11 protein-coding genes are annotated in these 15,276 nt (G+C 52.3%); 3 read left to right on the top strand and 8 right to left on the bottom strand.

The genetic code is table 11. The annotated features are described in order from the left end of the window. Together HOV93_RS00005 and HOV93_RS00010 are read left to right on the top strand one after the other, a co-directional pair. Positions 1–224: integrase core domain-containing protein (locus tag HOV93_RS00005; protein WP_207394399.1), on the top strand; the 224-nt coding region annotated here is incomplete at its 5' end. A gap of 109 nt (positions 225–333) precedes the next feature. Further along, positions 334–495: a hypothetical protein gene (locus HOV93_RS00010; protein WP_207394400.1), complete on the top strand. Its 162-nt coding sequence runs from the start codon at positions 334–336 to the stop codon at positions 493–495. Positions 496–1,148: 653 nt separating this feature from the next. On the opposite strand, the gene HOV93_RS00015 is transcribed toward HOV93_RS00010, so the two are convergent. From HOV93_RS00015 to HOV93_RS00045, 7 genes are all read right to left on the bottom strand, one after another. Then, positions 1,149–2,528 (bottom strand): DUF1552 domain-containing protein, encoded by a 1,380-nt coding sequence (locus HOV93_RS00015; protein WP_207394401.1) that lies wholly within the window; start codon positions 2,526–2,528, stop codon positions 1,149–1,151. Positions 2,529–2,619: 91 nt separating this feature from the next. Further along, on the bottom strand, positions 2,620–4,062 hold the full coding sequence (locus HOV93_RS00020; protein ID WP_207394402.1) for a sulfatase family protein: 1,443 nt from the start codon (positions 4,060–4,062) through the stop codon (positions 2,620–2,622). A 301-nt stretch (positions 4,063–4,363) separates the two neighbouring features. Further along, positions 4,364–6,301, bottom strand: coding sequence for a DUF1592 domain-containing protein (locus tag HOV93_RS00025; protein ID WP_207394403.1), 1,938 nt, complete (start codon positions 6,299–6,301; stop codon positions 4,364–4,366). A gap of 521 nt (positions 6,302–6,822) precedes the next feature. Continuing rightward, entirely contained in the window at positions 6,823–7,125 is a 303-nt protein-coding gene (locus HOV93_RS00030) for a hypothetical protein (RefSeq protein ID WP_207394404.1), read from the bottom strand. A gap of 206 nt (positions 7,126–7,331) precedes the next feature. Continuing rightward, the gene (locus HOV93_RS00035; RefSeq protein WP_207394405.1) at positions 7,332–8,621 is read right to left on the bottom strand and encodes a bile acid:sodium symporter family protein; all 1,290 of its coding nucleotides are present in this window, start codon (positions 8,619–8,621) and stop codon (positions 7,332–7,334) included. A 57-nt stretch (positions 8,622–8,678) separates the two neighbouring features. Then, entirely contained in the window at positions 8,679–10,814 is a 2,136-nt protein-coding gene (locus HOV93_RS00040) for a hypothetical protein (RefSeq protein WP_207394406.1), read from the bottom strand. A 236-nt stretch (positions 10,815–11,050) separates the two neighbouring features. After that, complete coding sequence (locus HOV93_RS00045) at positions 11,051–12,031, bottom strand: DUF1559 domain-containing protein (RefSeq protein WP_207394407.1); 981 nt, start codon at positions 12,029–12,031, stop codon at positions 11,051–11,053. A 334-nt stretch (positions 12,032–12,365) separates the two neighbouring features. Here HOV93_RS00045 and HOV93_RS00050 point away from each other — a divergent pair, with 334 nt between their 5' ends. After that, complete coding sequence (locus tag HOV93_RS00050; protein ID WP_207394408.1) at positions 12,366–13,526, top strand: AraC family transcriptional regulator; 1,161 nt, start codon at positions 12,366–12,368, stop codon at positions 13,524–13,526. A gap of 58 nt (positions 13,527–13,584) precedes the next feature. Here HOV93_RS00050 and HOV93_RS00055 read toward each other — a convergent pair whose 3' ends face one another. Beyond that, positions 13,585–15,051 carry a sulfatase gene (locus tag HOV93_RS00055; protein ID WP_207394409.1) on the bottom strand — a complete coding sequence of 489 codons (1,467 nt, stop codon included), beginning with the start codon at positions 15,049–15,051 and terminating at the stop codon, positions 13,585–13,587. Positions 15,052–15,276 lie beyond the last annotated feature (225 nt).

The following is a 15,276-nucleotide window of genomic DNA, read 5'->3' on the forward strand; positions in this document are numbered from 1 at the left end:
TCAGTCGGCCAGAAAAGCCTACCGATAACGCCTTCATCGAGTCGTTCAACGGCAGCGTGCGAGCAGAATGCCTGAACGAAACTTGGTTCTTGTCATTGAAGGACGCCAAGGAGAAGATAGAATCCTGGCGACGCGACTACAACGAACATCGACCACACAGCGCCCTGGGCAACCTGGCCCCCAGGGAATTCGCTTCATCTGGCCAGGCTAGCCTGGCCAGATGAAGATCCTGGATTTTCTCACTTAGGTTGGTACAGAAAAGGGGAGCAGGTCATTACCTCCCAATCTCGTCCCAAAGGTATCACCAGATTCGACGGCGAAGAGAACTCTCCTATGCCTCGCAAGTGCATCCTCACCTGGCAGCCCGGATCAGGCGATCGCCCTGGTGGTTGGCGAAAGAAGTATAAAGGCCGCGTCATCTATTGCGGCCATGGCAATTCCAAAAGCGACATCGAATCGTATAAGAAGGCCGTGAACGGCTTGGTGGCGTGCTAAAGCACTATCATCGCCAAGCTGCGTGATTAGCTTCTCCGAAATTCTTCTCTCGTTCAACAGCAAGTTAATAGCGGCTGACTTGTAGTGCTGCGCTCGTGATTGAAAGCTCTGTCGGAAAGACGGATTCGCAGTCGATAATTCTGGTTCGCCTACGTTCAACCGATGTCCAATCAACCAAGCTTCGTCGCTTTTTATTGTATTCAAATCGACGTCTGACTTTTTGCACGGGACGAGTCAACACGGAAGGAATTTATGCGGGTAAAGATCGAAAGGAAATCGGCAGAGGGTCCTTACTCGATGGTAATCCTATTTGGAAATTTCTGCAGAATTTAATTGGCAAAGAGCCTAGAAACACGGTCCATCTAGATGAGTTCGCGCTCACAACCAGTAGTTGGCAAAATCGAACGCGGGGAAATCGGAAGAGTCCTTGGGAGTTCTCGAAATCAAGGCAAAAAGCGGCCGATCTCTTGGACGCCTTGGGGCAGAAGCAGCGCAAGTAAACGATTGGAGTACGCGCGGATATGCTTTGATCCAAAAGTAAATAGGACAAGTATAGTTCAATAACCGGACCGTCCATGTCGCCGATACCTTTCGTCGTGGAATAAGATGCACGATGAGACCAGTGGAACTTGCCCTGCTCAACTCGAAATCAGTCAAGCCTTGATTTCATCGATCTGTTTGGTTGCGATGCCAACCGGGCGGTCTAGCGGTACTTCGGCGGCCGAGAGCAATGTCGTGAGCAGGTCACCTTGATTGCCCTTTATATCAGGCAGGAAGCGACCGGTATTAATCGAACCTCCCCCCCTGCCCGCGATGATGAACGGCAGGTTTTCGCGAGTATGCCTGTCACCGTTTTCCAGACCTGATCCCCACATCATAATACAGTTATCAAGCAGCGAGCCGTCCCCTTCTTTGAGGCTGTGCATCTTTTTCACCATGTAGGCAAACTGCTGAATGTTGAAAGCCGTGATGGCGGCAACCTTACTGACCTTTTCCGGCTGGTTGTTGTGGTGAGTGGTCGAATGGTGCTTATCCGAGAACCCCAACTCTGGATAGGACACGCCGTTCGGGGTGGAACCGATGTACGTGCAGACGCGGGTCGTATCAGTCTGAAATGCGAGTACATTCAGGTCACACATTACCTGCATGTACTCGCTTCGTTTGTCCCCTTCGGGAATCTTGATCTCGATTGGTGGCGAGTCCGCGTCATTGCGTCGGCTGGACCGGACGCCCGTCTTCTCGAGGGCTGCCTCTTTTTGACGGATCTCGATCGCGGCTATGCGGCGTTCCACCGATCGAACGCTATCCAGATATTCGTCGAGTTTTCTCTGATCGTTGGCTGGCAATGTGCGTCGGAAATCACGTGCACCGCTGAGGACCAAATCCAACATACTGCGGTCCAAAGGACTTGCCCCGGTCGATGCCTGTCCGTTTTGCTCTTTCTTGTTGAACAGCCGATTGAGCACGTTGCGTGGATTGATCTCGGCCGGGACAGCCTGAGTCGGGGAACGAAAGCTGCAGTGCGAATAATAGGCCTCGTTCAGCCCAGCCTGGTTCTCTTTCCACGTTTGAGGCATCGTGGCAAGTTCTAGCGACGGAAGCGTTGTGAATGCACCCAGGGCATTGGCGGCAATCTGATCTGCAGAGATCGAGATACTGATCTCGCCCCGCCGGTTCGGATCGGGCAATGCGGCTGTAAGCCAGGTCGATAGCTCCAGTGCGTGAGGCGCGCCTTTGAATGGACCGTTGGAGACTCCCGCGATCCCTTTCAGCATCAGGCATTGATCTATTACCGGTCGCAGCGATTCAAGTGCAGGTGGCGGTGATGTCAGGAAACTCTCCGCGTCGGCAGGCCAGAATTGATCCATGATCACGCCATGCGGCATGTACATGAATCCGAGGCGTACCGGCGGTTTGAATGCCTTTTTCTCGCTCGCTTCCGCCCAGCCCATCGTGTCTAACAGCGGCAACGCAAGAGCCATGCCCACGCCTTTGAGGCAAGCACGACGGTTGATGAATCGGTTATTACTCATGGGAAGGCCTTTTCGTGGGATTGGTATCCGATTACGGGGCTGTTATCGGATGGAGGGAAAGTCCGCCGGACCATCAACATATTATGACCGATTACCGGGATGATTTCGAATACCTCTTTTCGATCTTCTTGCGGAACTCGGGGTCGGTGAACGGATCGTCCGTCCGCTCTTGCCAATCGGTCAGCGCTTGTTTCAGCCGCTGTTTCTGGTCGGTATATTCGGAATCGTTCGACAAATTGACAAACTCTATGGGGTCATTCTCCAGGTCGTATAACTCCCACTCCGGTGGATTCTGCAATCGCTCCAGGGCTTGCCGGGCTGGATGATCGGCTCCAAGTTGCTTCGCCATTGCAGGTGCCCGGTCTCCATCAACGGAGGAGGAAGCCGACAATTCATTGGCACGAAGGTTGTGAATCAATTTAAACCGCCCATCGGTGATGGCACGTCGCGGGAAAAAGGGAGACTCGCCATGGTAATGGAATTCCGCAGCAAGCGTGCTACGCCAATCAGCCGAGTCCGATGCCGTTAAGACTGGCCGGAGTGAGCGACCGTGGAGTCTTAACGGCATTTCGACACCCGCTGCGTCTAGGATGGTTGGGTAAATGTCGACGCTTCCCACGAGCCGCTTCGAGACATGTGGTTGAGAAACCCCAGGCCAGCGAACGAGGAACGGCACACGCAGACCGGCTTCGTAGCAACTAGTCTTGCCGCGAGCGAAAGGAGGTCCATGATCACCCAAAAAGAGGATCAGTGTATTGTCCCATTGATTCGTCTCGTGCAGCATTTGCTTCAGCATTCCGATCGCCGCGTCGATACGATGCACGCAGTTGTAATAGCCTGCGATCTTTGTGCGTTGCTCTGGGGAATCGATCTGCTGCCAAGGCCAGGCGGGAACGTCGTCTGCTGTTAGGACTGACTTGGGCAATCCTTCGACTTGATCGGGGAAGAACTGCGGCCCTCGTCCGCCATCCGGCATGCGTTTGCGGGCAACGTGCGGATCAAACAAGTTGAACATTAGGAACCAAGGTCGATCGTTAGACTGGTTGATAAACTCGCGCGCGTATTGCACTTGCTTTTTAACTTGGCGGTTCCCGAATCCATTTCCTTGTCGCATGTCGAACTGGAATTGCTTTTCCGGATTCACGTGCAGCTTGCCGATGATGCCGGTGCGGTACCCGGCCTCTTTCAGCACATTGGGCAGCAAGTTGTCATACATTTCCTGATGGACCTGAAACCCAACGTTCGCGTTGGCGAGTCCATAGTGGCCGTTTCCGTGGGGGTACAGGCCTGTGAACATGGTGGAACGCGACGGGCTGCAGGATGCCTGGCTCACGTAAGCAGTTTGGTACTGAACCGATTGCTCTGCTAACTGGTCAATGTTCGGTGTTTGGGCGATCGGATCACCATAGCACGAGAGCTGAATTCCCAGGTCGTCGGCAGTGATTAATAAGATGTTGAGTTGATCTGAAGCATTACCAACACTAGGGCAAAGCAACAAAGTGAAAACAACAAATCGAACAAACAATTGAGCCACGTGGTTAACCTCATTGATGGACGATGGGTAAATAACTCAGCAGGGAAGCAGGCATTCTCACGGTACTTCTTCGGTGTCTCTCGTCAACGAGGGGGCCTTCTTTGGTATGGAAATCACCGAATCCCGCATAACCTGTATCATCTACCATGATGATGACGAAATTCGGGCGTTCGTAGGCCGTACTCCTCGAAGCCGACAGATAGCGGAGCAGGTTTTTCATGGTTGGTTTATAATTGAAAACGGTAGCTATCTACTCCAAACTTTGTCCTTAATTCGGCCGCGTTCGGAGAAGTTATCGCATTCAATCTTGGACTCTGCGATGTGTAAACAAGTAGCTAGTGATAACCTCCGCGATCATCGTTCGCATACGGTAATCTTCCTGGGCAATCTTGACCATCAGTTGATCGATCACGACCTCATCATAGCCTTCCAGGTTTCGCCCAATCGCATAGGCCATGAACCTTTCGGTGAGGTTACGAGCGAGGTCTTCCTTTCGCTTGGCCAACAGCCCTTTCAATTCGGCTGGAGTGGAAAAGCTTTCGCCACCGGGAAGCTTGCCTGCGGAGTCGATCGCAACGCCGGCGTTATTCTTGTCGCGCCACCGACCGATCGCGTCGAAATTCTCTAGACCGAAGCCAATCGGATCGAGAACCTTGTGACAATTTGCGCACGTGGATTCCGATTGATGCAACTCCGTTCTTTGACGCAACGTTAATCCCTCGAAACTTTTCTGCTCCTGCTCTTCGAGTTCGGGGACATCGGGCGGGGGTGGTGGAACACGCTCTCCCAGAACCTGCTCAAGTACCCAAACACCTCGCCGAACAGGGCTGGTCCGATTGGGGAACGACGTAGTTGCCAGTGTGGCCGGCATGCCGAGGATACCGCCTCGGTCGGGATTTTCCAACTTGACGCGCCGCATCTTCGGCCCCGTAATGGATTGCTCGAGACCGTACAATTCAGCAAGTGGCTCGTTCACAAAGGTGTAGTCGCTGTCCACAAACCGCCATACGCTTTGGTTTTCTTGAACGATGCTTTGAAAGAACAGACGTGCTTCTTCTAGCATGGCCTTGCGCAGCGCAGGGGACATTTGCGGGAACAGATCCGGATCAAACGTCTGATTTTTCAACTCACCGACTCTCAGCCATTGGGCACCGAAACCATCGAACAGAGCCCGCGATCGCTCATGCTTTAGCAGTCGCTCGACCTGAGCCCGTAGCACTTCCGGCTTGTGAAGATCGCCATCGTCAGCAAGCTCGGAGAGCTCGGCATCGGGAGGGGCAGACCAAAGCAAATAGGACAGACGGGAGGCCAGCTGAAAATCGTCAAGCGGTACGACGGTCTCTTTCGAGTCGACTTCAGCCGCTGGTGTGATGAAGAGAAACTGTGGAGAGACGAGGATTGCCTTCCACATTAGGCTGAGCGACTCCGTATAACTCAGATGGTTCTCGCGCCCAAGAGCAAAGATGCTCAATAGGACATCCAATTCCGACTCAGTAGGGGGCCGTCGGTAGGCGTCGCGAGCCAGCGACCGTGCGACATCGCGAGCCGCTGCACGGAGATCAGTACCCTGGGATGGCATCTCGCCAAAAAGACGTTTCTGGACTCTTGTCGGCGGGTCATCCTCCGGTGCCACGACCTGATTGACAACCTTGTTCGCGATATCGAGAAATAACTCAGACTGCAGTGGAGAAATCGAATTCAGATAACCCTCGCCGACGACCTCTTCTGGCAGGCTGTCTGCGATCGACTGGGATACTCCGTAAAGGTCGTGTAGTGTGTTGCCGTACTCGACTTTGCTCAGCCGACGAAGCACGAAGGAGCCTGGGTCGCGTGGAGCCAAATACTTGAGTTTGCCGATCCACTCGATGAATTGGCGGCGTTGCTCTTCGGAAGGGATCTCATCCGCATATTCGGGCGGCATGTCGTGCACCTTGACGTTGGCGACCGACTTCTTCCAGTGCAGGAACGACGACGTGGCGCCGGGGGTCCTAAGGGCAGATTGAAGATTAATTCCTGCCTCGGGACGAGTACCGTGGCAACTTATACAGTACTTCTTGACGAAGGGGCCGACCTTTTCTTTGAATGTTTTTTGTGCATCGGCCCGAAGCGCCGCCTCGCTCTCGGACTCTGCATGGCAGAGCGAAACCAATGACAAGACCAGAGCAATGCACATTGCCGGAGGTATCATCTTGCGAGCCGCAAATAATTTCGTTCTATACGACAAGTCGACTGTTCTCATTTTTATATGCTTCTGAATCTCTTCAGGTCAAAACTCTCTTTGCCACATGCGACCTGCCCCTTTTCCGTAATAGCCTATGCGACAAAATACAGGAACTTCATCTGGCCAAGCTACCCAGAGGGCTGCAGTAGCGGTGCTCGGCATTAACGCAACACCAGAGTTCTATCTTCTTCTTTACGTCGAGCCGTGGCAAGAACCTTTGTTCGTTCAGGCACTTGGCGTGCAAACTGCTGCCGCACGGTTCAAAAAAAGCGTGTCCTGAATAAGTGCCTAGGCGTTACCAGTAAGAACTGCGTGGCCTGTGCGGGGACTGTGCGATTTTGGAGCAACCGACCGCTACAATACTAACAGCGAGTATCAACGAGCAACTGAACAGCACGAATGGGGGTCGCGGTTCGATAGTCAATCGGATCCTCGCCTTGCTGTCTCGGCATCTGACCTTTGTTGCAGGGGGGCTGGGGCAACGTACGGTGCTTGATTAGAACGCGGTGGTGGCAAAGACAACTTCAACTTACGGTCGTTTAATCGTCAGTAGTCAAGTCAAAGTTCAAAGTGTTTGTTCCGGCTTGAACCTTATGTTTTAGCTCGGATTTGCCTCGATACTTCTTGGGGACCATCTCTTCAATAATTTCCGTGTTCACAATTTCGCCTTCAAGCTTTTCTTGTTTGAACTTACCGGTCCCTCGTCGCCCCATAATTTGCACAAGATGTTGGCCTGGTACTGGGCCATCCGAGGCGTGAATTTGGTATTTACCATCTACAATTTTGCCGCCTGTCGCGGGCCCGATCGTTCCGTCCGTCGGTATAAACGTGATGGAGCCCATCTCAACAGGGACTCCGTCCACGGTTACAGTGCCGTCGACCGACGCACGCTGAAGGCCGTCTTGGGCATTGCACCCACACAAGACCAAAGTTGCGAGAACTAAAAGTCCCATACGAATTGATCGAGATAACATAGAGACAACGGCCTTATTTGGAAAAGTCAAAATGGAATAAAAGGTGTGCGAATAATTTCACTCGTAGTGGCTGATCATCGCGAGAGAGGTTCAGGGGCTACTTCGATGGCTTGAGTAGCATCTAGCGACCGTTCGGTGCTTCGGCTCCAATAGTTTGCCAGAAGCGACCCTGAGATATTCATCCAGGTACCAAAAACATTCGGAGGCAATGCGGCCACATGGCTCTTAAGGACGTTTACGGCAAGCCCCGTCGCCATGCCTCCGTTTTGCATACCGACCTCAAACGCAACAGTTCGGCAGTCGCTTTCAGAAAGACGTGAGAGCGGGGAATCAAAAACACCTAACCAATGGCCAAGCCTGCCTGTCAGGTTGCCAACGGCCTTAGCTCCCCAGTATCCGACCGATAGCCCAACTGCGTTATGAATCACCGCCGCAACGAAGAGCATACCGCCAACCTGAATCAAGACGTCGTAAGTCTGCGCTGTGATGATAATCAAGATAGCGCAGATACCAAACATCGATAAAATCGGCAGTGCGCGATCTAGCCAGGTTTGTCCGTTTCGCCCCATCGTTATCAGGACCGTTTTCACGGTTGCCATCGATCCAATAAGGATGAGAGAGAATGACAGGCTATTGGCAAATCCCTGCAACTGCGGGGCGTGGCTTGCAAACAATAAGGCGACGGACGTACCCGTCGCTAAGAACGCGATCGACACGCCGAGCAAAATGCTGGGCCGATTCAGCCATCGCTCCTGACTAAAGAGAATAGTATGGGCAACCATGCCTGCAATAACAGGAGCAATAATGATATTCACCACGCCAATCAGCATGGCGAACGTATCGACGTCGATGTACTGACCAGCGAAGATGGTCATAATCATCGGGGTCATAATCGGTGCAATTGAGGTTGAGAGGGCCGTCATCGTAACGGATAAGGCAACATTCCCTTTTCCGATATAGCTCATTAGATTTGACGCCACACCTCCCGAGCACGCACCAGTAAGTATGATTCCCGCTGCTAATTCACCGCTGAAGCCAAAAGAAAGAACCAGCAGGTAGCCCGTAATTGGCATGACTCCATACTGCAGCGAGATCCCAAGTAATACCGGCCAAGGCTCCTTTACGATTCGCAGGAAGTCCCCGGCACTTAGGGTGGTCCCCATGCCGAACATAATCAGTTGAATTAAGGGAACGATCAGGGCCCCCAAAGAGATTCCCCACCAGACTTGAAAGGCTTCTGGATAGCAAAAGGCTGTACCTACTCCTGCGAGCACCCAAGCAGTAAACGCTATGCTTTTCAAATAGCGTGTTGCGAGAATCGCCATGATGATCAAACTGGCGACAATGATCCCTTCAATGCCCATTGTTTTCCGTGGTGTTTTTGCCTAGTCAGAAAGTTCCCAAGACGCTAAGCAGGTTTATTACTCTTGCTCGTCGGCAACCGTTGTCTTTCCAGTGGTATCGATAAGCCCTTTGAAGCCTGGACCACCTCCAGCAACAAATCCATGACTTGCCCCAGATTCATCAGGTGAGACCCAGAACGAGTACAGTCGACCGTTTTGAAGATGAAAGCGGAATCTTATCGGCTCGCCAGCAAGGGACGAAAGATCGCTCCCTTCTTTCCAGGTAACTTCTTTAAGTGTGCTGTTTTCGGATATGACATGGCAATCTTCCGCCGAATATTTTTCGAGGACATCTCCATCTTTGTTGATGACATCCACAGTCAGTTTTCCTTCGGGACAGTCGACGTTTACAAAAAGGCGATTCCCTTGAAATACGACCGGCCTTGTCGTCAAGCTACCCCCAAGCCCGTCGGCATCCACGGATGCGAAGCCGTCCCTTCTTAGCTTGGCTATTCCCGTTGACGCATTGGCGTACATACCGTTGGCATCGATCGGCAGATTCTTTCTCTCGGGGTCGCCTTGAAAACCGGTGTAATAGAACCACAGCTCGTCTCCCATTACCAAGCAAATCGCAGAGTTGGAATGGAGATAGCCTCGATCCCAGGCACCTTCCTCTCGGGAAGCTCCAATGAAAGGTGTGCGGTCGTCCGGTCGATGCCAATGGAAACCGTCACGGCTGAACCCAAGATGGATCTCCGTTAGCTTCGGAACACCTTCCTTCGCACAGGTTCCGTTGTCCGGACCTTGATAGATAGCTAAAGCTCCTAACATCAACGATTCGTAGGCCACGGCATCCAGGTTGTAAAGCGAAGGAGTGGTTGGCTTACCAGTACGATCCGGAAAAGCATAAAACCAATGGTCGTCTGGCAAATCTAAGTTATCTGCCCGCATCCACCTCACTTGGTCAGATACGGGGGCACCTGCCAGAAAATCGTCGCATTCGCTGTAGTTTCGGCTTCGGCCATGCCATCCAGACCGGATACTATAAACCCATTTTTCGCGAAAGGGATTGAAGAAGATTGTGCTACGATCTCCCATGGAGCCTGTGGCGACCGGTTGGCTCCACTGGATGCCATCGGCAGAAGTGAAGCTTTCGCCCCCTTGAGGACGGCTCCAGATCAGCATCTTGAAACGTTGTGCTGCGTCGTCTGTGAATGGATCGAAGATTACGGCCGCTGAGTCACGAACTCCCTTGCGAGGGACGATTCTGTTGGTGCCAGGAACGACCTCAAGTTCAGGGCGTTCCCAATGAAGGCCATCTTTGCTTTCTATGTAGGCTGTTCCATCGAACCAACCAGCGCAATACCACATTTTGAAACGATTGTCGTTATGGTCGTACCAGACTCCGCCACTAAAGGGCGCGGCCATCGGAGAGTTTCCGCTTGAGGTGCCTAACTCAAGATCGGTTTTGGGAGATACAATTGGGTTGCCCTCGAACTTGCGTGCCTTGTGCCAGGTACGCGTCAAGGTCGTCGATTCAATAAGAAAGTCATCGACAAACAGCTGACGTCCTACGTCGATGGCAATATTCTCCGGAGGAAACTCAACATAAGGAACTGGAAGTGGGGAGTCATCTTTCGCGATGACATTCTCCGGAGGCCACATCGCGGGCAGACGGATTGAGTTGTAAAGTAACTCGCCTTGATTCTCTGACCAAGGCTTGGGTTGCCACTTCGTTATCTTCGTATTTGCCGGCAATAGTAAAACAGCCCACTTGTCGACCTTTAACGTTTCGTCTTTTTGCAACGTCTTGCGGAATGCTGAGACGCGATCGATCTTGTTCTTGCCAAAGAGTTGAAACTCATCCTCGGAAAGCTTTTCAAATCCTTGGTTGATTAAACCGTCTTCTTGGCTTGCGGCACCAGGTTGATCGCTATTTGGCGTCAAGGCGAAAACGACTCCTGGGCTTGTACATCGCATGCGAAACCCATCAATGCTTGTCGTCGCGATGCTCATGCCTTGAAAACGTTTGGGAACCGTAGGTGCCGTATATTCCCGATCTAAAAAGAGTATCGCTCCCTTTTGAAATAGCTCGAGTTCAACCGGAATGAAGAATTCTATCCCCGGGGCTGGATAGCTCTCTGGCTGCGATGAATCGCTACTTGAGTCCGCTCCGCTTACTTGCATAAGTGGATGCGACAAAATAAATGCCATGCCTATCGCCAGTGGCAATATGGCGAGCGGCAAGGATGTTCGCGTTTTTTTTGGTGAGCGTGAAGAGAAGGTGTGCATTCGACGGATCTCGGTAGGAGTGAAGTGTCTTGATTTGCGGGAATCGAAAACGCGCGAGAACTGCCGGTTCGTGACACAGATCCTTTCACAAGATCTGGATGCATTAACGCGACGGCTTTGCGGTCTGAAGGTGTTAGGAAAGAGGGCATTAGAGAACGTTAGTATTCGCCAACAACTTCTCCCCCTTGAGCCGTGCTAAGAGAACGCCAGGTAACGGTGTCGATCGTTTCGCTAAAGAAACGTACCGAACCATCGCACAGTGTCGCGTTAACGCCGCCCGTGTGTCGACTTCGTGGGGCAATGACCACCTCTTGAATACTGTCCCAGTTGCTGGCAAGCAATACGCAACTGGCAACGTTGTTCCATGCCGTGTCGAGCGGACAACCACGTGTGGATTGATCAGGTGCACTGGAATTGGGTGTTAGAAAGCCGTTGAACGTTTGCCCGCCCTTGGCGTAACTGATTTCGCTGACGATGAGATTGTTGGTTGTTTGATCGGAGGTAATCACTTCCGAGGTCATGAGCGTGTTGGATAGCCCATCGGTGATATCCCGAAACCCCTGGCCTTCTTGCTGACTAAATGGAGCACCCTGAAAAGCTAAACCATCCTGAGCTGTTTGGCCGTAGTTGGTATTTCCAAAATTGACAACATAGCTGCCGGTCCATGTCGAGTAATTGTCTTCGGCGGTTGTTCCCAAACAGGTTTGGATCATTTTATCGGATGGACACCCAAACATGGGCACTTGAACTTGGCGTGCCGCCGCATTGTGGGTGGTTCCTGCCCAGGGACGATTATGATCGATCAGGCTATCTAGCCCAGACTGCTCAACGAAAGGCAAAATCATGATGTACCACGATCCGTGATCGATCCAAGACACATTGGACACGGGGTCACTGGGGCCAGATCCGCCCCCGGCATTTCCTTTCATACGAGAGCCGGGAACCAAAGTATTGTGCGTGTCGTGGTAGTTGTGCATTGCTAAGGCCAATTGCTTTTGCTGATTGGTGCATTGCATACGACGGGCAGCTTCCCGCGCTTGTTGGACAGCCGGCAAAAGCAAAGCGATCAAAATCCCAATGATTGCGATGACGACTAAAAGTTCCACCAGGGTAAAGCCGCGTTTTATTTGAACGTTCAAAGAGAATAGCTCCACTGACATGTAGGAAAAGAATGAAAACAAAACGCTTCGCAAGATCTCTAGTAACGCTGAAAACGAATCCGGATTGCCATGAGAAAGTTCGCAATGAGATGCCTGCGGGCTACAGCGGGCTACTTGTCTCGATGCACAAGGCTTTTTCCAGTCTGGCATTATCCATAGGCAGACAGATGAAATCCATTGCCTCAATTAGTTAATCTATTGCGTAATATTGTCATCCGACATTAAACTGAATTCGTTAGATATTGCCCTTCGTGGCTCAATTACTGGGTTTTCACCCAAAAGGTCCTCGGCGTGCCATGCCAGTGTGTGTTGAATGTCCGATCGATTTCAAATTGCTCTCCTCGTCGAAACGTCACGCGGCCACGGTAGGCAGATTATCGAGGGTGTGGCTCGTTATTCTGCGGAGCACGGTCCTTGGTCGCTTCGCATGGAGCCACGTAACCTCAATGATCCTCCACCAAGTTGGCTAAAATTCTGGGATGGCGATGGAATTATTGTCCGATGCGACTCTGCAGCTATGGCCAAGGCTATTCAGGCAACAAAGCTTCCAGTAATCGATGTGCGCGGTGGAGTTCCCGAGGCTAATTTCCCACTGGTTGGTGTTGATAATAATGCCATTACAGATGCCTCGTTCGAGCATTTTCAGCAGCGGGGATATCGGCATATCGCTTGGTACGATTTCGGGATCCGTAAACTCAGCTGGGGCAACCAACGCCGAGCACGATTGATCCAGCGTGCCAACCAAACCGGCATCACTTGCAGTGTCTTTTCAACAAAGCAGAAAAGGCCAAGTATCACGACGCAATCACAACACGCGTTTAGCGACCTTATCAACTGGCTCGCTCAACTTCCGCGCCCAACTGGGATTTTGGCTTGCGATGACGAACAGGCTCACTTGATATTGGACGCCGCTCAGCATTTGGAAATACAAGTCCCCAATGACTTAGCCGTCCTTGGAATTGACAATGACGAAGTGTTTTGTCGTGTCTCCAACCCTCCTCTGAGTAGCGTCGACGTCAACGCTGTGGCGGTTGGGTACAAAGCGGCTGAAATGCTTCACCGGCAATTGCAAAATAAGCAGGTTCCTAGTCGGACACTACTTCCGCCACGCGGAGTCGTCACGCGACAGTCTTCAGATATTATCGCCGTAGAAGATCCAGAGGTCGCGTCAGCGCTTAACTACATTCGCGAGAATGCTTGCCAACCAATTCAAGCGTCAGACGTAGCTGAATTCTTATCTGTATCAAGAAGTACGTTAGATCGATACTTCCAAGTCGCCATTGGGCAGACCACGACTGATGCGATCATGCAAGCGCGACTTGGTCAAGTTAAAACGGATCTTGTTAATACCGACCTACCTCTGAAATCGATCGCAGCCCGATCAGGCTTTGCTTCGGTTCAACACCTGGCCAACCTCTTTCGAGAACGTGTTGGTACAACGCCGGGCAACTACCGCAAAGACATGCGATATTAAGGAGCGTTCGCCTAATTGCGATCTAAGTTCTTTCTCTGGGTGACTTCGCTTCTTCGCTTTACAAACGAGCGGGGTTCACTGGCACGGTGGGCGTCTTGCCTGACGCTTTCTTTTTCAGTTTGATGCGTAGCGATGCCATCACCGCTTGGGCTCGCTCGTCAGGATCTTGAGCCAGGTTATGAAACTCGTTCGGATCGGTGTGATGATCGTATAGCTCCACGCCATATTTGCCGTCGCTCCACTCGGTATAGCGGTATCGATCGGTGCGGATGCTGCACCCCATGACCATCTCTCCCAAGCGGTCGTCGGCCGGTCTAAGGACTTGCGTGATGGCTTGGCCGTTCCATTCTGCATGCGGATTATTGATCAATCGACGCAGGCTACGACCGGCCAGATTGTCCGGCGTCTCGACTCCCGCCAGATCGGCTACCGTCGGATAGATATCGACGAACTCAACAATTCGATCACAGGCTCCTTGCCGTTTCTGACCAGGAGCATGAACGATCAACGGAGCGCGAGCCGCTTGCTCGAACAGAGTACGCTTCTGCCAGATACCATCGTGCTCGCCCAGATGGTAACCATGATCGCTCCAGAAAACGACGATCGTATTCTCGGCGATCCCCAACTCGTTCAACGCCGACAGCAGACGGCCGATCTGGGCATCCACCATCGAGACACACGCGTAGTAGGCCTGCGTCGCCTTTAACAATGTCGGTTCGTCGAGACCATAGTTCGGCACGGGGCAATTGTGTGCCAGCGCGGCTGTAGGGATATCGTTGCGGTCATTCTCCGGGGCGTAAGGTAATCGCAAAGAATCGAGCGGGTACATCTCGAAAAACTCTTTGGGAGCCACGTAAGGCGTATGAGGTCGAAAGAAGCCCACGCCCAGAAAGAATGGTTCGTCCTTCTTTTCATGCATGATCTTGATTGCTTCGGTGGCAACCATGCCGTCGGTCTGCTCCTGGGCGGTCCCCTCGGCGGCTAACCAACTAAGGGCCCCGCTGATCTGGCGATGTGGTTCAGCATTGAAAATCTGCGCCTCTTCGGCCTTGTCACGTCCCTTGGGATTGATCGTTCTATCCCACGAAGGAGGATCGTCGAAGCCATCGGTTCCAATCGCTGCTGGCACGTTGTAGTGATAGATCTTTCCTACGCGTGCCGTGAAGTAGCCCGCTTTTTGAAAAGCCTGCGACAACGTCACCACATCGGGCACTTTGTCGCGGAAGTGACGGTCGAGATCATACACTTTGATCTGATCGGGCCGCAGTCCCGTCATTACCGATGCCCGAGTCGGATTGCATAGCGGCAATTGGTTATAAGCCCGCCGAAAGCACGTTCCCTCGGCTGCCAAGCGATCGATGTTCGGTGATTTCGCGACGACATCGCCATAACATCCAAGCGTGCAAGCCAAGTCGTCCACGGCAATGAACAACACATTCGGCTTGGCAGCATGGGCAGGCGCCCCGTGGAGAAGCAGAACAACCAGCGCACAAAGAACCGGTAAGGCAGAATGAACTGGTTTCATGATGGCTCTCGAAAAGATTTCGCCGCGAAAAATGGATCTCCAGGAAGACGACAACTTCCATCGTACCCCAACCTCGCTACCGAGATCGAGCCCTGACGAAATCATCTCGAACCGGAGTATCCATTGGCAATAGCATCCCAAGCATCGACAGAACGGACAAAATTTCAGGGACCAAGAAAATAGCCCAAGGTGGCCCCGATATGGCCGTCCTCTAGCCTGCGTCCA

The sequence above is a fragment of the Bremerella alba genome (assembly GCF_013618625.1).
GTDB classification, from domain to species: domain Bacteria; phylum Planctomycetota; class Planctomycetia; order Pirellulales; family Pirellulaceae; genus Bremerella; species Bremerella alba.